Below are 20,091 nucleotides of genomic sequence, written 5' to 3'. Positions count from 1 at the left end.
ACTAACCCTTCTGCAACCTGCGATCGGGTATGCGACGAACCTTCCGGCCTTGCGATTCCGTACTTATGACGGAACCGGGCAGTGTTTGGACGGGGATATGACGGCAGGGGTCCAGGCGCGAGTGCTGATCGTCGCACGCGACGACGCCGAGGCCGGCGCGCTCGCCGAGGGCCTCGACCGGCTCGGTTGGCGCACGATCACGGCGCGGACCGAGGCCGCCGCCTGCATCGCCCTCGCCGACCTGCAAATCCAGGCCGCGATCGTCGATCTCGCGAGCTTCGACGGCGACGTCGATACCGTGGCGGGCCGCCTGCGCGAGGCCTGCGCGCCGCGCCGTCTCCCCGTCCTGGCCATGGGCGCGCTGGATCCCTTCCAGAAGGACCGCGGCTTCGACCTGACCCTGGCCGCGCCCCTCCACCCGGCCCAGGCGGCCATGCGGCTCGAGACCCTGGTCCGCACCGCCGTGGCCGAGGAAGAGTACGAGGTCCGGACCGAGACCTTCTCCGAGCGGGGGCACGCGCTCGACGCGCCCGAGGACGACCCCGCGCCCTATCGGATCCTGGCGATCGGCGAGCCCGCGCCGCAGTTCCTGGCGCTCTCGAACGCGCTCCAGCGCAACGGCGCCGAGGTGGTGGGTGCGTTCACGGCCTTCACCGCCTTCGACTACCTGCACGAGCGGCCGTTCGACGCCGTGGTCCTCTGGGCCGACGAGAATCCGCACGAGGCGCTGTCGATCGCCGCCGGCCTGCGCCGGAACACCCGCCTCTACCACACGCCCGCGCTGCTCTACATGCGGGCGAACAGCGCCGTGACGGCGTCCGAGGCCTATCACCGCGGCATCTCCGACGTGGCGTCTCCCGATACGCCCGAGAACGAGACGGCGCTGCGCGTGGTGGAACTGGCCCGCGCCTACCGTCGGCAGAAGGCGATCCGGGGCGCGCTGGAGCAGGCGCGCAGCTCGGGGCTCATGGACGCCGCGACGGGACTCTTCACCCGCGACCTCTTCGCCGCCCACGTCATGCGCCTGGCCAAGAGCGCCAAGGCCCGGAACCGTCCGCTGTCGGTCTGCATGCTGAAGGTGGCGGAGAAGCCTGACCTGAAGGCGCCGCGCGCCGGCGGCTGGGTGGCGCGCGCCGTCCCCCAGATCGGCTCGATGATCGGCCGCCTGGTGCGGGTCGAGGACACGGCCGCCCGCCTCGCGCCCGAGGTGTTCGCCCTGGCCCTGCCAGCCACGCCGCTCCACAACGCCCGCGCGGCCGGCGAGCGGATCGCCGCCGTGATCGGGTGCACCGCTTTCGAGGCCGGCCAGGGCGCCACGCCCTTCGTCGTCGAGTTCGACCTCGGCGTCGCCGAGGTGGCTTCTCCGGACGCGGTCGGTCACGCGCTCGAGCAGGCCGCCGCCATGGCGCACGCCCTCAAGGCCGGCTGAACCCGGTCCCTCCGCTCAGGCAGGCCCGGGCGCCTGGGCTACTTCTTGGCAGGCGCAGCGCCCCCCGCGACGCGGCCGGCGAGCCTCTGGTTCGCGGCCTGGAAGGCCTGGGTTTCGCGAGTCAGCTGGGCCCCGCAGCGGGCGAGTTCGGCCTGCGCCTTCCCGGCGTCCATCGCCCGGGCTTCCGCAAGCAGGATCGCGTCGAGGCGCGTGGCGGGGCCCCGGCTGCTCAGCCGCCCCATGAAGAAATAGACGCCCTTGATGGCCGCGTCGCGCTGCTTCGGGTCACGCGCGACGGCCTGCAGCACGAGCACGCAACGCGCATCGGGGCCATCGGCGGACGCCTGCGCCAGGACCGGCGCGGGGGTCGTGGCCACGGCGCTCAGGACGGCGGCGGCCATAAGGGTCTTGCGGTTCATGTCGAGCTCCTCCGGCCAGACGCCGGCGCATTGTGCGACGACCTACAGTGAATTCCTTTCCTGCAGGTTCCAGCAGTATCCCGCCGCAGGACAGCGGGCGGCCTCATCCCGCCAGCTTCGCGAGTTCCGACAGGACCTTCTCGGCCGCGTCGAGCCGCTGCTTCGGCGTTTCCCACTCGCCCTTCACCACCACCTTGTTGTCGGGACGCAGCCGCCAGGCGACGGCGTTCTTCGCGATGAAGGTCACCAGGCTGCCCGGGTTCTTGAAGTCGTCGTTGCGGAAGCTGACGACGGCGCCCTTCGGACCCACGTCGATCTTCGCCACGTTGGCCTCCCGGCAGAGCCCCTTGATCGCGACCACCTTCAGAAGCTGGTCGGCCTCGGGCGGCAGCGGCCCGAACCGGTCGATCAGCTCGGCCGCCAGCGCTTCGCGATCCTGCGCCTTCTCGGCGTCCGAAATGCGGCGGTAGAGGGCCAGGCGGACGTTCAGGTCGGGGACGTATTCATCCGGGATCAGCACCGCCGCGCCGGTGTTGATCTGCGGCGACCAGCCGCGATCCACGACCAGGTCCTCGGCCCCGGCCCGCGCCTTGATCTCGTTGACCGCGTCCTCGAGCATCTGCTGGTAGAGCTCGACGCCGATCTCGCGGATGTGCCCGCTCTGCTCTTCGCCCAGCAGGTTGCCGCCGCCGCGGATGTCGAGGTCGTGGCTGGCCAGCTGGAAGCCCGCGCCCAGGCTGTCCAGCGACTGCAGCACCTTCAGGCGCTTCTCGGCCGACAGCGTGATCTGCTTCTCGGCCGGCGTGGTGAGGTAGGCATAGGCCCTCGCCTTGGAGCGGCCCACACGCCCACGCAGCTGGTACATCTGCGCGAGACCGAACATGTCGGCCCGGTGGATGACCATGGTGTTGGCAGTCGGGATGTCGAGGCCGCTCTCCACGATCGTGGTGGACAGCAGGACGTCGTACTGCCCGTCGTAGAAGGCGCTCATCACCTCCTCGAGCTGCGTCGGCGCCATCTGTCCATGGCCCACCACGAACTTCACTTCCGGGACCTGCTCGCGCAGGAACCGCTCCAGATCGGGCAGGTCCGAAATGCGCGGCGCCACGAAATAGGCCTGGCCGCCGCGGTACTTCTCGCGCAGCAGCGCCTCGCGCACCACGACGGGATCCCATGGCGTGATGTAGGTCCGCACCGCCAGGCGGTCGACCGGCGGCGTGGCGATGATCGACATCTCCCGGATGCCCGACAGCGACATCTGCAGGGTGCGGGGGATCGGCGTCGCGGTCAGCGTCAGCATGTGCACGTCGGCGCGAAGCTCCTTGAGCTTCTCCTTGTGCTTGACCCCGAAGTGCTGCTCCTCGTCGACGATCACGAGGCCAAGGTTCCTGAAGCTCACCTGCTTCGAGAGCACCGCGTGCGTGCCGACGACGATCTCGACCTCGCCGTTCGCCAGGCCCTCGCGGGTCTCCGCGGCCTCCTTCGCCGCCACGAGGCGCGACAGGCGACGCACCCGCACCGGCCAGCCCTCGAAGCGCTCGGAGAAGGTCTTGTAGTGCTGGCGCGCCAGCAGCGTGGTCGGCGCCACCACGGCCACCTGCTGCCCGCTCATCGCCACCACGAAGGCGGCCCGCAACGCCACCTCGGTCTTGCCGAAGCCGACGTCGCCGCAGATCAGCCGGTCCATGGGCTTGCCGCCGCCCAGGTCCTCGAGCACGTCGCCGATCGCCGCCAGCTGGTCGTCCGTCTCCTCGTAGGGGAAGCGGGCGCAGAACTCGTCGAACAGGCCGCTCGGCGGCTCCACCGCGTCGGTCTGCTTCATCGCCCGCTCGGCTGCGATGCGGATCAGGCCGTCGGCCATCTCGCGCAGGCGCTCCTTGGCGCGGGCCTTGCGCGCCTGCCAGGCCGCGCCGCCCAGGCGGTCCAGCTGCACGCCCTCGGAGTCGGCCCCGTAGCGCGTCAGCAGGTCGATGTTCTCCACCGGCAGGTACAGCTTGGCCTCGCCGCCGTACTGCAACTCCAGCGTGTCATGCGGGGCGCCCTGCACGTCCAGCGTCTTCAGGCCCTCGTAGCGCGCGATGCCGTGGTCGATGTGCACGACCAGGTCGCCCGGCGTCAGCGCCGAGGCTTCGGCCAGGAAGTTCGACGCCCGCCGCCGCTTGCGCGGCCTCGCCAGCCGGTCGCCCAGGATGTCGGTCTCGGAGATGACCGCCAGCGAGTCGGTCTCGAATCCGGCGTCCAGCGGCAGGACCACCCGCTGTGGCGTCTTCGGGTCGGCCGAACGCGCGGCGTCCCAATAGGGGGCGAGCGGCAGCTTCTTCAGCCCGTGGTCCGCCAGCATATGGCTCAGCCGGTCGGACGAACCCTCAGACCACGAGGCGAACAACACGCGCTTGCCGGCGGCGGCCAGCTTGTTGGCGTGGTCGACCGTCGCCTCGAAGAGGTTGACGCTGTCCAGCTTCCGCTCGGCCGAGAAGTTGCGCCCCGCCCGCGCGCCCATGTCGACGACCGCCTCGCCCCCGGCCTCGTTGAAGGCCGAGAATCGCCGCGTGGCCAGCGACCTGAGCCGCTTGTCCCACTCCTCGGCGTCGAGGTAGAGCCGCGTCGGCTCCAGCGGGTGGTAGTGGGTCTTCCGCTCGGTGGCGTTGCGGGCGTCGAAGGCGTCCTCGATCATCGCCAGCCGCTCGTCGCGGGCGTCGCGCGCCAGGTGGTCCAGGGCGATCACCGCGTCCTTCGGCAGGTAGTCGAAGAGGGTGGCCAGATCGCCGTAGAACAGCGGCAGATAGTGTTCCATCCCCGCGCGGCGGCCGCCTTCCGAGATGGTGGCGTAGAGCGGATCGTCGCCCGGCGCGCCGAAGGCCTCAAGGTAGCCCGTGCGGAACCGGCTGATGGCGTCCTTGTCCAGCAGCGTCTCGCTGACCGGAAGCAGCGAGATCTCCTTCAGCTGCCGCGTCGAACGCTGGGTCTCGGGGTCGAAGGCGCGGATGCTCTCCAGCGTGTCGCCGAACAGGTCCAGGCGCACCGGCTCGTCGGCGCCCGGCGGGAAGACGTCGATGACGCCGCCGCGGATCGCGAACTCGCCCTTCTCCGAGACCGTGGACGCCCGGGTGTAGCCGTTCACCGCGAAGTAGCTCTCGATCTCCGCGATCTCGACGCTGTTGCCGACGGTCGCGGCGTAGCTCGCCCGCTTGATCGCCTTCAGCGGCGGCACGCGCTGGAGCAGCGCGGGGACGGTCGTGACGAGCAGGCGCGGCTTGGCGTCGAGATCGCCCGCGAGACGCGACAGGGTCGCCATGCGCTGGGCGGCGACCGCGGCCGAGGGCCCCACCCGGTCGTAGGGCAGGCAGTCCCAGGCGGGAAAAGCCAGGATCTCGACGCCCTGGGCGAAGAACCGGAACGCATCGAGGAAGGCCGACAGGCGGGCGCTGTCGCGCGCGACGAACACCGAAAGGCCTTTGCGGGCCTTGATGAGGTCGGCCATGACCAGCGCATCGAAGCCCTCGGGCGCGCCGACGAGGTCCAGGCCGCCGGGATCGTCCGCCACCCGCCGCATCCGGGCCTGCGGCGAGGGGGTCGCGTCGTCAGCCATTCGACCCGGGCCCCACGATCGATCGGTGAGCTTTGTCGCGGAAAGCCTTGAGCTGGTTCATCAAAGGCCCGTCGAATTCGCCGGGGGTCGGCGTCCGCTCCAGGATCCACGCATAGACGTCCTGGTCCGGCTGCTCGAGAAGGCGCTCGAACCAGTCGAGTTCCGCGTCAGACCACGTCGCGACGTGTTCGTCCGCGAACGGCCCCAGAATGAGGTCCGCTTCCTTGAAGCCGCGTCGCCAGGCGCGCAGCTTCAGCTTCTTCAGCCTTGCATCGTCGGTGGTCATGAGGGACTGCGGCATATAGGGCCCTGGGGCGCGGTGCGCCAGCGGTGAACGCACGGGCTTGCGACAAGGGCGCCTGCGGGCGAGTCATGCGCATGGTCCCCGCCCTGCCCCAGCTTGCGCGACACTACCGCAACGCGGTGTTCGACAATGCCCGCTGGGCGGCCTTCCGGCCCCGCGAGGGGGACATCGTGGTCATCGCGCCGCCAAAGTGCGGGACCACCTGGACGGCGAAGCTGTGCGCCATGATCGCGCACGACACGCCCGACCTGCCGCGGCCCCTCGGGCGCATGGTCCGTTGGCTCGACATGCACGCCGCGCCGCTGGATCGCCTGATCGCCGATCTCGAGGCCGAGCCCGGCCCGCGGATCATCAAGACCCACACCCCCAGCGACGGCCTGCCCTGGCATCCCCAGGTCCGCTACGTCTTCTGCGGCCGCGACCCGCGCGACGCCTTCCTGTCGATGCTCGATCACGTGGCCAACACCCGAGACAGCCGCCAGAGCGGCATCGGGTCCGGCGCGCGGCTCGATCCCAATGCGCTCTTCCCCCGCTGGGCCACCGAGGGCCAGTTCCCGTGGATGTTCGACGGCGCCCCGTTCCAGTCTGTGGTCTGGTTCACCGCGAGCTGGTGGATCCATCGCGCGCTGCCCAACCTGCACCTGCTGCACTACCGCGATCTGACCCTCGACCTCGACGGCGAGCTGCGGCGCCTGGCGGCGTTCCTCGGCCGCGACGTGGACGAGGCGCGCTGGCCGCAGTTCCTCGCCGCCGGGTCGTTCGCCCGCATGAAGGCCGCCGCCGACCAGAACGCCCCTGGCGCCGATCGCGGGACATGGCGCAGCAACAGCGACTTCTTCCGCAGCGGGCGCCTCGACGCCTGGCGCGAGATCCTCAGCCCCGAGAACCAGGCGCTCTACGAGGCCGTCAACGCGCCCCGGCTGGATCCGGCGATGAAGGCTTGGATGGAGCTTGGGCGCTCGGCGGTCCCGGTGGCTTGACGGCGGCCTTCGTGGGCGCGTCGGCCGCCGTGGCATAGCGCACCTTCTCGGCCCGCATGGCCTTCATCCGGTCGCCCAGCGCCTTGGATCGGCGCTCGGCGACGATCACCGCCGAGGCGATCGCCGTCGCTTCCGCGCCCGCAATCGGCCGCACCCGGCGGTCGCGCACGCGCCCGACGCTGAATCCGCCGGGCTCGGGCAGGACGAACGGCTCGCCCGGCGCCAGCTTGTCCAGGCTGTCGGCCACCTGGGGCGGAATCCGCAGCGTGTCGAGCTCGTCCACCATCCGCCGGTAGGGGATGTTCCGCGCCTTCAATACGGCCTCCGCGGCCTCCAGCGTCTGGGTGGGCTTCAGGGCTTCCACCAGCGCCGCGTCCAGCGTCCCCTGGGCCCGCATGCGCTCGACCAGATAGGCCGTGCGGCGCGCGAACATCCGCGGACGCGCCTCGATGAAGGCTGCGACTTCCGCCGGCGTCGGGTTCTTCACCTCGCGGGTGATGTACGAACGCGCGAGACTGGCCTGGAACGTCTCGGTGGCCGCCTTCTGGATGGCCTGGGCCTCGGCATTGTTGTGCAGCCGACGCTCACGGGCGTCCTGGGCGAACAGCTTGCGGTTGACGATCTGCTCGAGGGCGGCGCGCCGCACCCTCGGGTCCGAGGTCCTGGCGACTCCGTTCATCTTCAGCTCGGCGTCCACGTCCGACACCGTGATCCGCTCGGCGCCGACGCGCGCCAGCACCTCGTCGTCGCCGCCGCCGCTGCACCCCGCGATCGTCAGAGCCCCGACAATGGCGATCCAGGCTTCCTTTCGAAGCATGCTGCTTGCCCCCGTATGGCCCCCCGGGCGAACGGCGCCCGTCAGTCCATGATGCGCGGCGTTGGGCCCAAAGGCTATGCTCCAGCGATGCGGCCGCAGATTCTGTTCCCGCTCTTCGCGCCGGTCACGTCCCTCAAGGGCGTGGGTCCGCGCGTGGCTCCGCTTCTGGAGCGGGTGGCGGGCCCGAAGGTCCGCGACGTCCTCTGGCTGCGCCCGCACACCGTCGTGCGGCGGACGCCGGCGGTCCTCTCGGCCGCCCGCGACGGCGAGGTGATGACCTTCGAGGTGATCATCCAGGACCACCAGCGGCCACGGACGAGCGCCCAGCCCTGGCGCGTGCAGGCCGCCGACGACACCGGCCTGCTGATGCTCGTGTTCTTCGGCCGCTTCGGCGAGGGCCTGCAGCAACGCCATCCCGTGGGCGCACGCCGGATCGTCTCGGGCAAGGTCGACGAGGGCAAGTTCGGCCGCCAGATGGTCCACCCCGACTACATCGTCCCGCCCGAGCGTCGCGACGAGATCCCCGAGGTCGAGCCGATCTACCCGGCGACCGAGGGGCTGCCCGCCCGCCGCGTTCGCGTCTTCGCCCTGGAGGCGCTCGAACGCGCGCCCGAACTGCCCGAGTGGCAGGACATGCCGTTCCGCGTCCGCGAGCGCTTCCCCTCGTGGCGCGAGGCGCTCACGGCGATGCACAACCCGGAGAGCGAGGCCGACCTCTTCCCCCTCAGTCCGCATCGCCGCCGTCTCGCCTACGATGAGCTCCTGGCGCACCAGCTCGCCATGGCCCAGCGCAAGGCCGCGCGCCGCCGCGAGCCCGCGGCCCGGATCAGCGCCGGCGGGCTCGCCGGCCGCCTCCGGGCCGGCCTGCCGTTCGCCTTTACCGGAGCCCAGGAGCGCGCCCTGGCCGACATCCGCCAGGACTTCGCGGCCGGCGAGCGCATGAGCCGCCTGGTGCAGGGCGATGTCGGCTCCGGCAAGACGGTCGTGGCCATGTGCGCCATGGCCGACGTCGCCGACTCGGGCGGCCAGAGCGCCCTGATGGCGCCGACCGAGATCCTCGCCCGCCAGCACTACGAGACCATCTCGGGGCCCCTCGAGGCGCAGGGCGTCGGCGTCGTCCTGCTCACGGGCCGGGACAAGGGCGCGGCGCGGGCCGAAAAGCTGCGGGCCCTCGCCCGCGGCCACGCCCAGGTGGCAGTGGGGACGCACGCCCTCTTCCAGGACGACGTGGTCTTCCATCGCCTGCAGCTCGCCGTGATCGACGAGCAGCACCGCTTCGGCGTCGCCGAACGCCAGCGCCTGCAGGCCAAGGGCGAGGCCGTCCACCTCATCGCCATGTCGGCCACGCCGATCCCGCGCACGCTCGAGCTGACCATGTACGGGGATCTCGACGTCAGCCGCATCGACGAAAAGCCCCCGGGACGGACGCCGGTCGCTACCCGCGCCGTGCCGATGCCGCGGATCGACGAGATCGTGGGCCGCCTGAGGGACGCCGTCCGCGGCGGAGCTCAGGCCTTCTGGATATGCCCGCTGGTCTCGGAGTCCGAGGTCAGCGACCTGGCCGCGGCCGAGATGCGCGCCCTGGCCCTCCGCAAGACGATCGGCCCCGGCGTCGGCCTGGTGCACGGCAAGATGCCCGCCGCGGAGAAGGACGCGGTGATGGCCGGCTTCGCCGACGGCAAGCTCTCGGTGCTGGTCGCCACGACCGTGGTGGAGGTGGGCGTGAACGTCCCCAACGCCACCATCATGGTGATCGAGCAGGCCGAGCGCTTCGGCCTCGCGCAGCTTCACCAGCTCAGGGGCCGGGTGGGCCGCGGCCGCCGCGAGAGCGCCTGCGTGCTGCTCTACGACCCGCCCCTGTCCGAGACCGCCGAACAGCGGCTCGACATCCTGCGCCGCACCGACGACGGCTTCGCCATCGCCGAGAAGGACCTGGAGCTGCGCGGCGGCGGCGATGCGCTGGGCCTGCGCCAGTCCGGCCTGCCCACCTACGTCTTCGCCGACCCCTTCGTGCACCGCGACCTGATCGCCATCGCCGGCGACGACGCCCGGCTCGCGGTCGAGCGCGACCCTGAACTGAAGTCCGAACGCGGCCAGGCGCTGCAGATCCTGTCGGAGCTGTTCGACTGGAAGGCGGGGTTGGCCCTGCGCGACGCCGGCTGACGCCTGCAGATCCTGGGAGACGACGTGGAAATCCCGACCCTGGAGACCGAACGCCTGCGGCTGTTGCCGCCCAGCCTGGGGTGCGAGCCGGCTTACCAGCGCTTCTACACCGATGCCGAGGCCTCGGGTGCTTACGGCGGTCCGCTGACCCCTGGCGCCGCGTGGTCGCGTCTCGCGGCCGACCGCGGCGGCTGGGACCTCCAGGGGTTCGGGGTCTGGGCGCTCCAGCGCAAACGCGAGGGGGACTTCATCGGAGTTTGCGGCTTCTGGCAGGGCAAGGGCTGGCCCCGCGAGCTCACCTGGTGGCTGCTGCCCGAGGCGCGCGGGCGCGGGTTTGCGAAGGAGGCCTCCATCGCGGCGGTGGCCTACGCCTACCGGGGGTTCGGGTGGCCCGAGGTCCGGACCTACATGGAGGACCACAACACGGAGGCCCGCCGCCTCGTCGTCGCGCTCGGCGGGGAAAGTCTCGGCCGCGCCCGGTTCCCGGATGGCGCCGAACGCGACCTCTTCCGCATCCCCGACCCGACAGTCTGAGCGAGGGCCGCCGCCCTACCCCGCCAAGGCCCGCGCGAGACCCGCCAGCGCCTGTCGCGCGGCGACCAGCGACTGGCCCAGCACCATCCCGCGCCAGATGTCGTTGTCGCCGTAGAACGCCGCCCTCACCTGCGCCTTGATCGCCTGGCCCTGCGGGCTCAGCGGGTCTCCGTGCGCGTGCAGCCAGTTGTCGGCGCGCAGCGCATCCAGAACCTCGGTGCTGGGCAGGGTGCCGTACTCCAGGGCGACGCCTGTGACGCGTGCATGCGGCATCAGCCTCGGCGTCGCTTCCAGCCAGTCGCCGGCCAGCAGCGCCGAAACCGACTCCCCGCCGGACTGGCTCTTCACCGCGAGCCCGTGCCAGTCGCGCGCCCGGCGGTACTCCTCCGACGTCGGCAGGGCGCTGCAGATCGGCTCGGCGTAGCCGTTGGGGCCCAGCCCCGTGTGATAGTCAATGATGCCCACGTGCGCGGCGCCGGCCAGCCGCTCGCGGAAGATCGCCATCAGCGTCCGCCGCGACCAGGTCTCCTCGCGCCCGCCGTAGAAGATCCCATCGGGGTGGCTGTACTGGCCGCCCGACATCGCCTGCACCAGCGCCGGGAAACCGTGCTCGCGGGCGTACCCGAGCAGGACCGCCCGGCTCTGCGCCTGCGTGGCCTCGCTCCAGTCGGCGGGCTTCACCGCGGCGTGCAGCGAGTCGTAGGCGGGGTTCGCCGGCAGCGGCCGGGTGAAGTCCACGAAGTTGCGGTTCAGGTCGACGTTCTCGTGCGTCACCCGCCGGCTCCACGCGAAACCGTAGGGGTTGATGGCGTGCACCACCATCGCCGCCACGCCTGCAGGCAGGTTCGTGGCCTCGCCTCGCCGCAGCCAGTCGACCTGGGCGCCCGAGCCGCAGTGCCCCTCCACCCCATGCGTCGCCGAGACGGTGACGAACACGGCCGCGGCATCCGCTGGACCGAACCACGCCACGTCGGTTGCGAGTGCGCCGCCATCTGGCGCCCGCTCGGGATGGGCGTAGCTGGAGACCGCGCCGCCCGCGGCTTTCGCCGCCGCCAGGAACTTGTCGCGCGCTTCGGCGTAGGTGGCGCTGAAGGCGTCGGCGCTCATACCTTCACCATCCGCTTGCCGCGGTTTTCGCCGTTGAGCAGGCCGATCAGTGCGGCCGGCAGATTCTCGAACCCTTCGATCACGTCCTCCGGGACCTTGATACGGCCGGCGTCGACCCATCCCTTCAGCGCCGCCAGCGCCTCGTCGCGCCGGTCATCGTAGTCGAACAGCACGAAGCCGCGTAGCGTGAGCCGCTTGCTCACGATCAGGCCGGGAATCCCGCGGGGCCCGTAGGGCGACGGTGCGCCGTCGTACTGCGAGAGCGCGCCGCAGCAGGCGATGCGGCCATAGTTCTTCATGGCGAACAGGCAGGCCTGCAGGATATCGCCGCCGGTGTTGTCGAAGTAGACGTCGATGCCGTCGGGCACGGTCTCGCGCAGGCGCCGCTTGAACTCCGGGTCCTTGTAGTCGACCGCGGCGTCGAACCCGAGTTCCTCCACCAGCCAGCGGCACTTGTCCTCGCCGCCCGCGATGCCCACCACCCGGCAGCCCAGGATCTTGGCGATCTGGCCCACGATGGTGCCGACCGACCCGGCCGCGGCCGAGACCACCACCGTCTCGCCCGGCTTGGGCTGGCCGCATTCCAGGAGCCCGAAGTACGCCGTCAGCCCGGCGATGCCGTAGACGCTCAGCAGATAGGTCTCTGGACGCAGGTCCGGCAGGCGCGACAGTCCGGCGCCGGGGGCCACCGCATAGTCCTGCCAGCCGAGGTCGGCGAAGACGAGGTCGCCCGGCTTCAGGTGGTCCACGTTCGACTCCACCACCTCCGAGATCGAGGCTCCCGCCATCACCTGCCCGCCCTGCAGCGCCGCGCGATACGTCGCGCCCTGCATCCAGGCCCGGTTGGCCGCGTCCAGCGAGATGTAGCGGGTCTTCAGCAGCACCTCGCCCGGTCCGGCCGTGGGGCGCTCGCCCTGCACCAGGGCGAAATGCTCGGGCGCAAGGCGCTCGGCTCCCGGCAGGCGATCCAGCAGGATCTGGCGGTTGGTCATGGCGTCGCTCCCTCTTTCGTCGGGGGCGACATAATCACCGGGCGCGCCACACCGCCAGCCGCGCTTTCGCATCCGCCTCGAGGTCGGCGTAGAACAGGTTGAACCCCGGGGCCTTGCGCCGGTCGGCCCAGTTGCCGGTCGGCCGCAGCGCCGAGGAGCGCGGGCGGGTCACGCGAAGCACGCCCGCTTCGCAGCGCGCCGCCACCTGCCGCGCCAGGAACGCCGGGCGGGCGCCCCACTCCAGGCCGGTGGCGTTGGCCGCGCCCAGGTGCAGCCGCGCGGGCGCGGGCTGGTCGGTCACCGCGCCCAGGATCGGGTTCCAGCAAAGCGCCGGGCGCGGCGCCAGGTTGTCCAGCCGCCCGTCCGGCGTCCAGACCAGCGCCCGGGCGAGCAGCCGCTCGGCGGCGTCGAAGTCTTCCTCGTAGACCCGCGCCCAGGACGCCAGGCAGCCGGCCTGCCGGCGCTCGACGCAGGGGCTGATGGGGGGTGAGTCCGCGGGCACGACCGTGTCCACCAGGTAGGCGGCCACGAGCCGCCCCTTGAGCACCGGGTCGACCGCCACCTCGTCCGCCAGCAACCGCGTCGCCAGCGTGCCCCCCTGCTCCACTCCCACGATGAAGAACGGCCGGCCCCGGTTGTCGTGGCGCAGGTAGTGACGGAAGGCCGTCCGCACGTCTCCGTAGGCGAACTGCCGCGCCTCGCGCGCATCCTCCCGCAGCGTGGTGAGGCTGTAGAGGCTGGCCTGCCGGTAGCGCGGCGCGAAGACCCGGCCCACGCCCACGTACGGCCCCACGTAGTTCGGCGCCATGACCGTGACGAACTGCCGGTTCGCCCGCCGGGCGTTCAGCCGGGCGTTCCAGTTGCGGCCGCCGTCGTAGGTCGTGGGCGCCACGAAGAAGACGTCGGCCTCCTGGGCGGCCGCCGGGCTCGGCCGCAGGTACCAGGCCGAAGGCGCCGCATAGTCGGGCGCCAGGGGCGGATCGTAGGTCTGGAACGGGACCTTCGGGTCCAGCGCCGTCGACACCAGGTCGCCCCAGAACACCACCACGCCGGCGGCCAGGAACGTGAGCACCGCCAGCACCGTCGGGAGCAGCCAGCCCCGGCGCTTGCGGGCGGGGGCCTCGGGCGGGGTCATCGATAGGGGTCGGGCTGCGCGAGGTAGCGGGTCACGTACTCGCCGATCCCCTCCTCGAGCGGCGTCAGCGCGCCGGGGTAGCCGGCCTCCATCAGGCGCTCCATGCGGGCCTGCGTGAAGTACTGGTACTTGTCGCGGATGGCGGGCGGCATGGGGCCGTACTCGATCTGGGCGTTCTTGCCGGCGGCGGCGAACACCTGCCGCGCCATCTCCTCGAAGGTGCGCGCCTGGCCCGAGCCCAGGTTGTAGATTCCGTTCACCTGCGGGTTCTCGAACAGCCAGCGCACCACGTCCGCGGCGTCGCGGACGTAGACGAAGTCCCGCTTCTGGCCCCCATCGGGGACGTCCTTGCGGTAGCTCTTGAAGAGCTGCACCGCGTGCCCCTCGCGCACCTGCGGCCAGATCTGCGAGGCCACCGACTTCATCGAGAGCTTGTGCTCCTCGTTGGGGCCGTAGACGTTGAAGAACTTCAACCCCACCCACTGCGGCGGCGCGTAGTCGCGGCCGGCCTGCCGGGCGGCGAAGAGGTCGAACAGCGCCTTCGACCAGCCGTAGGTGTTCAGCGGCCGCAGGCGTGCGAGCGCCTCATAGTCGTTGTCGTCGTCGAACCCATGCTCGCCGCCGCCGTAGGTCGCCGCGCTGGAGGCGTACACCAGCCGCCGCTGCCGGTCCGCGCACCAGCGGAACAGGTCGCGCGAGAGCTGGAAGTTGTTGCGCATGATCTTGTCGGCGTCCGGCTCGGTCGTCGACGAGATCGCGCCCATGTGGACCACCAGCTCCACGTCGCGCCAGCGCCGCTCGAGCCAGTCGAACATCTGCTCGGGCTCGACGAAGTCGCCGATGGGGTGCTTGGCCAGGTTGCGCCACTTGCCGGTTTCCACCTCGCGCAGACGGTCGCAGACCACCAGGTCGAGCGCCCGGTCTTCAGCCAGGCGCGCCACGATGTTCGAGCCGATGAAGCCGGCCCCGCCGGTGACGAAGACGATCCTGCGGGTCATGCGTCAGCCCTGTTCTTCATCCGTGCGATAGCCGCGGTGGTCGAATAGCCGTCGACGATCTCAGCCAGCCTGACCTCGCCGCCCCACGACTTCACCAGGTCGCCGCCCACCACCTGGTCCTCAGCGTAGTCCGCGCCCTTGACCAGCACGTCGGGCCGCGCAGCCTCGATCAGCTTCAGCGGCGTCGCCTCGTCGAACGGCGCCACCAGGTCCACGCTGCGCAGCCCCGCCAGCACCAGGGCGCGGCTCTCCAGGTCGTTGACCGGCCGCCCCTCGCCCTTCAGGGCCCGCACCGAGGCGTCGGAGTTGACCCCCACGATCAGCCGGTCGCACCACGTCCGCGCCTGCGCGAGGTAGGCCACGTGGCCGCGGTGCAGGATGTCGAAGCAGCCGTTGGTGAACCCCACCTTCAGGCCCTGCGCGCGCCAGCGGGCGACCTCCTCGACCAGGCGCTGCGGCGTGGCGATCTTGGCCTCGGCCACAGCGGAATGCTGGGCGAGCACCGCCTCCACCAGCTCGTCCGGGCTCACCGTCGCCGTGCCCGCCTTGGCGAGGGCCACGCCCGAGGCCAGCTGCGCGAAGGCGATCGCCGTCTCGATGTCGACCTTCGCCGCCACCGCCAGGCCCAGCGCCGCCAGCGCGGTGTCGCCCAGGCCGGAGGCGTCGAACACCTCGCGCGCCACGGTGGGGAAGTGCCGGACCGGCTGGCCCCGAAGGCCCAGCGACATGCCCTTGCCGCCGCGCGTCACCAGGACGCCGCGCGTGGACCACAGCTCCAGGGCCCGGGCGATCGCCGCCTCGACCTCGGCGTCGGTTCCGGTCGGCGACTCGGTCGCATAGGCCAGCTCGGCGTCGTTGGGCTTCACCAGGTCCACCTCGCCGTAGCGGGCGAACGAGCGCGCCTTGGAGTCCACAATGACGGTGGCGCCCGTCTCCCGGGCGGCGGCGATCACCGCGTCGGTCACAACGCCCTTGCCATAGTCCGAGAGCAGGATGACGCCCGCCCCCAGGGCCGCCTGGCGAAGGGCCCGGATCACCTGCTGCTCGACCTCGCCGGAGACCGGTCGCACGGTCTCGTGGTCCACCCGCAGGAGCTGCTGGCCGCCGGAGACGAAGCGGGTCTTCAGCGTGGTCGGGCGGCCGTGATCGGCCACCAGTTCGCCCTCCAGCTCGGCCTCCGCCACCAGCCTGCGCGCCTCGCCGCCTTCGGCGTCGTCGCCGACGAGCCCGACCAGGGCCACCGCGCCCCCGAGGGCGGCGACGTTGCGCGCCACGTTACCCGCAGCGCCGAGCATCTTCAGCTCGTGCGACCGCGCCAGCACGGGAATGGGCGCTTCGGGCGAGATCCGGTTCACGGCGCCGTAGACGAAACAATCCACCATCAGGTCGCCCACGCAGGCGACACGCGTCCCGGGAAGTGCTGCGAGCAGGCTCTGCAGGGCGGCCAGATCCATGGCGAGTCCTGTGAGACGCGTTGGCGGGCCGGTCAAGGCGAACGAGCCCCCCGCCGTGCCCCATTTGGGCGCCTCGGCGGGGCCCGGTCAGGCGGCCTGAAGGTCGCGGATCGCCTTGAGCTGCGCCAGCAGCGGCCGCGCCGCCTCCAGCGGCAGGGCGCTCGGGCCGTCGCAGAGGGCCTGGTCGGGCTCAGGGTGGAACTCCAGGAACACCGCGTCCGCGCCCGCCGCCACCGCGGCCTTGGCGATCACCGGCACGCCGCCGCGCCGCCCGCCGGTCGAGGCGCCACCGTTCGAGCCCTGCTGCGCGCCCGGAAGCTGGACCGCATGGGTCGCATCGATGCTCACGGGCGCCCCCAGCGCCTGCATCTGCGGGATGCCCAGCATGTCCACGACCAGGTTGTTGTAGCCGAACGACACCCCGCGCTCGCACAGCACCGTCATGTGACGGCCGGCGGCCTCGAACACCTTGTCCAGGATCGAGCGGCAGTCCTGCGGGGCCAGGAACTGCCCCTTCTTCACGTGCAGCAGCCCGCCCGCGTCCGCCGTCGCCCGCGCCGCCGCCGTCACCAGGTCGGTCTGGCGGCACAGGAAGGCGGGGATCTGCACCAGGTCGGCGACCGTCGCCACCGGACCCGCCTGGTCCACCTCGTGCAGGTCTGTGCAGATCGGGACGTCCAGCTCGGCCTTCACCGTGCGCAGGATCTCCAGCCCCTTTTCCAGGCCCGGCCCGCGGTAGCTCAGGATCGACGAGCGGTTCGCCTTGTCGAAGCTGGCCTTGAACACGTACGGCAGTCCCAGCTCGGTCGTCAGCGCCTTCAGGTCGCGCCCGACGCTCAGGGCGAGCTCAAGGTCCTCCAGCACGTTCAGCCCGGCGATCACCACCAGCGGCTGACCGTCGCCGATCGAGAGTTTCCAGCGGTCTAGCGAGAGAATGGTCATGCCGGCTCCAATGACCCGACGCGCGTGGAGCCTCAAGAGCCAACGGCGCCTCTGAGCGTTCGACTTGACCGTATCCCACGCTCAGTCGATTAGCGCGGGCGGGCGGCAGTGGTATCGTTCGGCCGGGGTACAGGGGGCAAGATGATCAAGGGTTCGCCGATGCCGGACCTCAGCGGCACGCCGCTCACATTTCGCACCGCGGCGCGCACGATGATCGAGAACTGGGCCATCGGGACCATGACCTTCGTGCTGCCCGACGGCCGCGAGGTCCGCCTGAAGGGCGCCGAGCCCGGTCCCGACGCCCGCCTCATCGTCCACGACTACGACTTCATCAAGCGCACGATCTCGAACGGCACCATCGGGTTTGGCGAAGGCTACATGGCCGGCGAATGGGATACGCCCGACCTGTCGGCCCTGCTGGAGGTGCTGGCCTCCAACTTCGCGCGCTTCGAGAAGGTCGCGTTCGGCAACCGCATCATGGCGGCGCTGAACTGGATGCAGCACACGTTGCGCGGCAATTCGCGCACGGGTTCGAAGAAGAACATCCACGCCCACTACGACCTGGGCAACGCCTTCTATTCCCAGTGGCTGGACCGGACGATGACCTACTCGGCCGCCCGCTTCGAAAAGCCCGGCGAGTCGCTGCCGGAGGCGCAGAAGCGCAAGTACCGCACCCTGTGCGAGAGCATGGCCCTCGCGCCCGATCACCATGTCCTCGAGATCGGCTGCGGCTGGGGCGGCTTCGCCGAGTTCGCGGCCAAGGAGGTCGGCGCGCGGGTCACGGGCATCACCATCTCCGAGGAGCAGTACCGCTTCGCCAAGGAGCGGATGTTCCGCGAAGGGCTCGCCGAGAAGGCGGACATCCGGCTGGTCGACTACCGGGACGTGGCCGGCCAGTTCGACCGCGTCGCCTCCATCGAGATGTTCGAGGCGGTCGGCGAGCGCTACTGGCCCACCTACTTCGAGAAGGTGCGCGAGAGCCTCAAGCCCGGCGGCCAGGCCGGCCTGCAGATCATCACGATCCGCGAGGAGCTCTTTGAGCACTACAAGCGCACGCCCGACTTCATCCAGAAGTACATCTTCCCCGGCGGGATGCTGCCGTCCGAGGAGCGGCTGAAGGCGGTGACCGACCGCACCGGTCTCGCCTGGGGACCCGTCAGCCGCTTTGGGGTCTGCTACGCCGACACCCTCGCCGAGTGGGCCCGCCGCTTCGAGGCCGCCTGGGACGAGATCCGCCGCCTGGGCTTCGACGAGCGCTTCCGCAAGCTGTGGCGCTTCTACCTCAGCTACTGCGAGGCTGGCTTCCGGACCGAGCGGACCAACGTCGTCCAACTGTCGCTCATCAAAGCGTAGGCGGCCTCTGTTCGCCGCCGCGCGAGCCCCTTAAGTAGGCCGCATGAAGGTCGCCAGCTCCGTCCTCGACGCCATCGGCAATACGCCGCTCATCCGGTTGCGCCGCGCCAGCGAACTGACCGGCTGCGAGATCCTCGCCAAGGCCGAGTTCATGAACCCCGGCCAGTCCGTGAAGGACCGCGCCGCGCTCTGGATCGTCCGGGACGCCGAGGCGCGCGGCGCCCTTCGTCCCGGCGGCCGGATCGTCGAAGGCACCGCGGGAAACACCGGCATCGGCCTGGCGATGGTGGGCAAGGCGCTGGGCTACAGGTGCACCATCGTGATCCCGCGCACCCAGAGCCAGGAGAAGAAGGACGCCATCCGGCTCTATGGCGCCGAGCTCGTCGAGGTGGACGCCGTCCCCTACGCCAACGAGATGAACTATGTGAAGTACTCCGGGCGTTTGGCGGCGGAACTTGACGCCAGCGAGCCCAACGGCGCGGTCTGGGCCAATCAGTTCGACAACGTGGCCAACCGCCAGGCGCACGTCGAGGGGACGGGTCCCGAGATCTGGGCCCAGACCGGCGGCAAGGTGGACGCCTTCATCAGCGCCATCGGGTCCGGCGGCACCCTGGCCGGCGTCTCCGAGGCTCTCCGCGGCCGCAATCCCGACGTGAAGATCGGCCTCGCCGAGCCCCACGGCTCGGCGCTGTTCTCCTACTATAGCGGCGGCGAGCTGAAGGCCGAGGGCACGTCGATCAGCGAGGGCATCGGCCAGGGCCGGATCACCGCCAACATCGCCGAGCTCGCGGTCGACCACCTCTACCGGATCGACGACGCCGAGATGCTCCTCACGATCCACGACCTGATGGAGTACGAGGGCCTGGTCATGGGCGGCTCCACCGGCGTCAACGTCGCCGGCGCCATCCGCATGGCCCGCGACCTCGGGCCGGGCCACACCATCGTGACCGTCCTCTGCGACCACGGCTCGCGCTACCAGTCCAAGATCTTCAATCCCGCCTTCCTGCGGGAGAAGGACCTGCCGGTCCCGCCATGGCTGGCCTAGACCCCCTCGTCACGACGGACTGGCTGGCCGCACGTCTGGACGACCCTGCGGTCCGCGTGGTGGACGGCACCCTGCCGCTGGTGGGCCAGCCGGGACAGGGGCGGGATTTCTACGAGGCGGGCCACATCCCGGGCGCGGTGTTCTTCGACATCAACGCCATCGCCGACCCCGACACCGACCTGCCGCACATGCTGCCCTCTCCCGTCGCCTTCGCCGAGGCGGCCGGCGCGCTGGGGCTCGCGCGGGAGCACACGATCGTCGCCTACGACGCCCACGGCCTCTACTCCGCCGCGCGGGTCTGGTGGACGCTGCGGGCCATGGGCTACGACAACGTCTTCGTGCTGGACGGCGGCCTCAGGAAATGGCGCGCCGAGGGCCGCCCCATCGGCACCGCCACGCCGTCGCCGGCGCCCGCCCGCGTGCTCCCGGCCTTCGAGCCCGCCCTGGTGGCCGACCTCGCCGACGTGACGGAGGTGCTGGCCGACCGGTCCGCCCAGGTGGTCGACGCCCGCTCGGCCGCCCGCTTCACCGGCGAGGCGCCCGAGCCGCGGGCCAGCCTGCGGTCCGGCCACATGCCGGGCGCGCTCAACCTGCCCTTCACCGACCTGGTCCGCCCCGACGGGACGCTTCTGGACGGCGCCGAGCTGCGCGCCGCCTTCGCCCACGTGGACCTCGGCCGCCCGATCATCACCACCTGCGGCTCCGGCGTGACGGCGGCCGTTCTCGCGCTGGCGCTCGCCCGGCTGGGCCGCTCCGACGTGCCGGTGTACGATGGCTCCTGGACCGAGTGGGGCGGCCGCGCCGACACCGCGGTCGTCACCGGAGCCTGA

The 20,091-nt window shown here is 71.2% G+C and carries 17 protein-coding genes; 7 read left to right on the top strand and 10 right to left on the bottom strand.

Annotation, left to right across the window (positions count from 1 at the left end; genetic code table 11):
- Nucleotides 1–97: 97 nt before the first annotated feature.
- The gene (locus AC2D8W_RS00300) at nt 98–1,429 is read left to right on the top strand and encodes a diguanylate cyclase domain-containing protein (RefSeq protein ID WP_484669851.1); all 1,332 of its coding nucleotides are present in this window, start codon (nt 98–100) and stop codon (nt 1,427–1,429) included.
- 38 nt (nt 1,430–1,467) lie between these two features.
- On the opposite strand, the gene AC2D8W_RS00295 is transcribed toward AC2D8W_RS00300, so the two are convergent.
- The 3 genes from AC2D8W_RS00295 to AC2D8W_RS00285 form a co-directional block, all read right to left on the bottom strand.
- Nucleotides 1,468–1,848 (bottom strand): hypothetical protein, encoded by a 381-nt coding sequence (locus AC2D8W_RS00295; RefSeq protein ID WP_484669850.1) that lies wholly within the window; start codon nt 1,846–1,848, stop codon nt 1,468–1,470.
- Nucleotides 1,849–1,951: 103 nt separating this feature from the next.
- Nucleotides 1,952–5,401, bottom strand: a complete 3,450-nt coding sequence (gene mfd, locus AC2D8W_RS00290) for a transcription-repair coupling factor (protein ID WP_484670534.1) — start codon at nt 5,399–5,401, stop codon at nt 1,952–1,954.
- A 28-nt stretch (nt 5,402–5,429) separates the two neighbouring features.
- Nucleotides 5,430–5,723, bottom strand: a complete 294-nt coding sequence (locus AC2D8W_RS00285) for an FAD assembly factor SdhE (RefSeq protein ID WP_484669849.1) — start codon at nt 5,721–5,723, stop codon at nt 5,430–5,432.
- 92 nt (nt 5,724–5,815) lie between these two features.
- Between AC2D8W_RS00285 and AC2D8W_RS00280 the strand changes: the two genes are divergently transcribed.
- A complete protein-coding gene (locus AC2D8W_RS00280; protein ID WP_484669848.1) occupies nt 5,816–6,721 on the top strand; it encodes a sulfotransferase domain-containing protein in 906 nt (301 codons plus the stop codon).
- Here the strand turns inward: AC2D8W_RS00280 and AC2D8W_RS00275 are convergent.
- Nucleotides 6,648–7,538, bottom strand: coding sequence for a peptidyl-prolyl cis-trans isomerase (locus AC2D8W_RS00275; protein ID WP_484669847.1), 891 nt, complete (start codon nt 7,536–7,538; stop codon nt 6,648–6,650). The genes AC2D8W_RS00280 and AC2D8W_RS00275 overlap by 74 nt on opposite strands.
- A gap of 87 nt (nt 7,539–7,625) precedes the next feature.
- Here AC2D8W_RS00275 and recG point away from each other — a divergent pair, with 87 nt between their 5' ends.
- Nucleotides 7,626–9,701 (top strand): ATP-dependent DNA helicase RecG, encoded by a 2,076-nt coding sequence (recG, locus tag AC2D8W_RS00270; protein ID WP_484669846.1) that lies wholly within the window; start codon nt 7,626–7,628, stop codon nt 9,699–9,701.
- 24 nt (nt 9,702–9,725) lie between these two features.
- Nucleotides 9,726–10,235, top strand: a complete 510-nt coding sequence (locus AC2D8W_RS00265; protein WP_484669845.1) for a GNAT family N-acetyltransferase — start codon at nt 9,726–9,728, stop codon at nt 10,233–10,235.
- A 15-nt stretch (nt 10,236–10,250) separates the two neighbouring features.
- Here AC2D8W_RS00265 and AC2D8W_RS00260 read toward each other — a convergent pair whose 3' ends face one another.
- From AC2D8W_RS00260 to kdsA, 6 genes are all read right to left on the bottom strand, one after another.
- Complete coding sequence (locus AC2D8W_RS00260) at nt 10,251–11,342, bottom strand: M14 family metallopeptidase (RefSeq protein ID WP_484669844.1); 1,092 nt, start codon at nt 11,340–11,342, stop codon at nt 10,251–10,253.
- Nucleotides 11,339–12,334, bottom strand: coding sequence for an NADP-dependent oxidoreductase (locus AC2D8W_RS00255; protein WP_484669843.1), 996 nt, complete (start codon nt 12,332–12,334; stop codon nt 11,339–11,341). The genes AC2D8W_RS00260 and AC2D8W_RS00255 overlap by 4 nt, the downstream gene beginning before the upstream one ends.
- A gap of 34 nt (nt 12,335–12,368) precedes the next feature.
- Nucleotides 12,369–13,469 carry a DUF3089 domain-containing protein gene (locus AC2D8W_RS00250; RefSeq protein WP_484669842.1) on the bottom strand — a complete coding sequence of 367 codons (1,101 nt, stop codon included), beginning with the start codon at nt 13,467–13,469 and terminating at the stop codon, nt 12,369–12,371.
- Nucleotides 13,466–14,467, bottom strand: a complete 1,002-nt coding sequence (gene rfaD, locus AC2D8W_RS00245) for an ADP-glyceromanno-heptose 6-epimerase (RefSeq protein WP_484669841.1) — start codon at nt 14,465–14,467, stop codon at nt 13,466–13,468. Before rfaD ends, AC2D8W_RS00250 begins: the two co-directional genes overlap by 4 nt.
- Entirely contained in the window at nt 14,464–15,921 is a 1,458-nt protein-coding gene (gene rfaE2, locus AC2D8W_RS00240; protein ID WP_484669840.1) for a D-glycero-beta-D-manno-heptose 1-phosphate adenylyltransferase, read from the bottom strand. The genes rfaD and rfaE2 overlap by 4 nt, the downstream gene beginning before the upstream one ends.
- Before the next feature lie 87 nt (nt 15,922–16,008).
- Nucleotides 16,009–16,863, bottom strand: coding sequence for a 3-deoxy-8-phosphooctulonate synthase (gene kdsA, locus AC2D8W_RS00235; protein WP_484669839.1), 855 nt, complete (start codon nt 16,861–16,863; stop codon nt 16,009–16,011).
- Nucleotides 16,864–17,004: 141 nt separating this feature from the next.
- Between kdsA and AC2D8W_RS00230 the strand changes: the two genes are divergently transcribed.
- Genes AC2D8W_RS00230 through sseA form a run of 3 tightly spaced genes read left to right on the top strand, consistent with a single transcriptional unit; the run spans nt 17,005 to nt 20,091 of the window.
- Nucleotides 17,005–18,216, top strand: a complete 1,212-nt coding sequence (locus AC2D8W_RS00230) for a class I SAM-dependent methyltransferase (RefSeq protein WP_484669838.1) — start codon at nt 17,005–17,007, stop codon at nt 18,214–18,216.
- Nucleotides 18,217–18,259: 43 nt separating this feature from the next.
- Nucleotides 18,260–19,261 (top strand): cysteine synthase A, encoded by a 1,002-nt coding sequence (locus AC2D8W_RS00225; protein WP_484669837.1) that lies wholly within the window; start codon nt 18,260–18,262, stop codon nt 19,259–19,261.
- Nucleotides 19,249–20,091, top strand: coding sequence for a 3-mercaptopyruvate sulfurtransferase (sseA, locus tag AC2D8W_RS00220; protein WP_484669836.1), 843 nt, complete (start codon nt 19,249–19,251; stop codon nt 20,089–20,091). Before AC2D8W_RS00225 ends, sseA begins: the two co-directional genes overlap by 13 nt.

Source organism: Phenylobacterium sp. T106 (assembly GCF_057219735.1).
The sequence above is the reverse complement of the archived record's forward strand: the minus strand, read 5'-3'. Positions and strand labels throughout refer to the sequence as shown.

Excerpts from the sequence above, each read along its gene's own strand:
- AC2D8W_RS00300 (WP_484669851.1), top strand. The coding sequence starts at position 98 with ATGACGGCAGGGGTCCAGGCGCGAGTGCTGATCGTCGCACGCGACGAC.
- AC2D8W_RS00295 (WP_484669850.1), bottom strand. The coding sequence starts at position 1,848 with ATGAACCGCAAGACCCTTATGGCCGCCGCCGTCCTGAGCGCCGTGGCC.
- mfd (WP_484670534.1), bottom strand. The coding sequence starts at position 5,401 with ATGCGGCGGGTGGCGGACGATCCCGGCGGCCTGGACCTCGTCGGCGCG.
- AC2D8W_RS00285 (WP_484669849.1), bottom strand. The coding sequence starts at position 5,723 with ATGACCACCGACGATGCAAGGCTGAAGAAGCTGAAGCTGCGCGCCTGG.
- AC2D8W_RS00280 (WP_484669848.1), top strand. The coding sequence starts at position 5,816 with ATGGTCCCCGCCCTGCCCCAGCTTGCGCGACACTACCGCAACGCGGTG.
- AC2D8W_RS00275 (WP_484669847.1), bottom strand. The coding sequence starts at position 7,538 with ATGCTTCGAAAGGAAGCCTGGATCGCCATTGTCGGGGCTCTGACGATC.
- recG (WP_484669846.1), top strand. The coding sequence starts at position 7,626 with ATGCGGCCGCAGATTCTGTTCCCGCTCTTCGCGCCGGTCACGTCCCTC.
- AC2D8W_RS00260 (WP_484669844.1), bottom strand. The coding sequence starts at position 11,342 with ATGAGCGCCGACGCCTTCAGCGCCACCTACGCCGAAGCGCGCGACAAG.
- AC2D8W_RS00255 (WP_484669843.1), bottom strand. The coding sequence starts at position 12,334 with ATGACCAACCGCCAGATCCTGCTGGATCGCCTGCCGGGAGCCGAGCGC.
- AC2D8W_RS00250 (WP_484669842.1), bottom strand. The coding sequence starts at position 13,469 with ATGACCCCGCCCGAGGCCCCCGCCCGCAAGCGCCGGGGCTGGCTGCTC.
- rfaD (WP_484669841.1), bottom strand. The coding sequence starts at position 14,467 with ATGACCCGCAGGATCGTCTTCGTCACCGGCGGGGCCGGCTTCATCGGC.
- rfaE2 (WP_484669840.1), bottom strand. The coding sequence starts at position 15,921 with ATGGATCTGGCCGCCCTGCAGAGCCTGCTCGCAGCACTTCCCGGGACG.
- kdsA (WP_484669839.1), bottom strand. The coding sequence starts at position 16,863 with ATGACCATTCTCTCGCTAGACCGCTGGAAACTCTCGATCGGCGACGGT.
- AC2D8W_RS00230 (WP_484669838.1), top strand. The coding sequence starts at position 17,005 with ATGATCAAGGGTTCGCCGATGCCGGACCTCAGCGGCACGCCGCTCACA.
- AC2D8W_RS00225 (WP_484669837.1), top strand. The coding sequence starts at position 18,260 with ATGAAGGTCGCCAGCTCCGTCCTCGACGCCATCGGCAATACGCCGCTC.
- sseA (WP_484669836.1), top strand. The coding sequence starts at position 19,249 with ATGGCTGGCCTAGACCCCCTCGTCACGACGGACTGGCTGGCCGCACGT.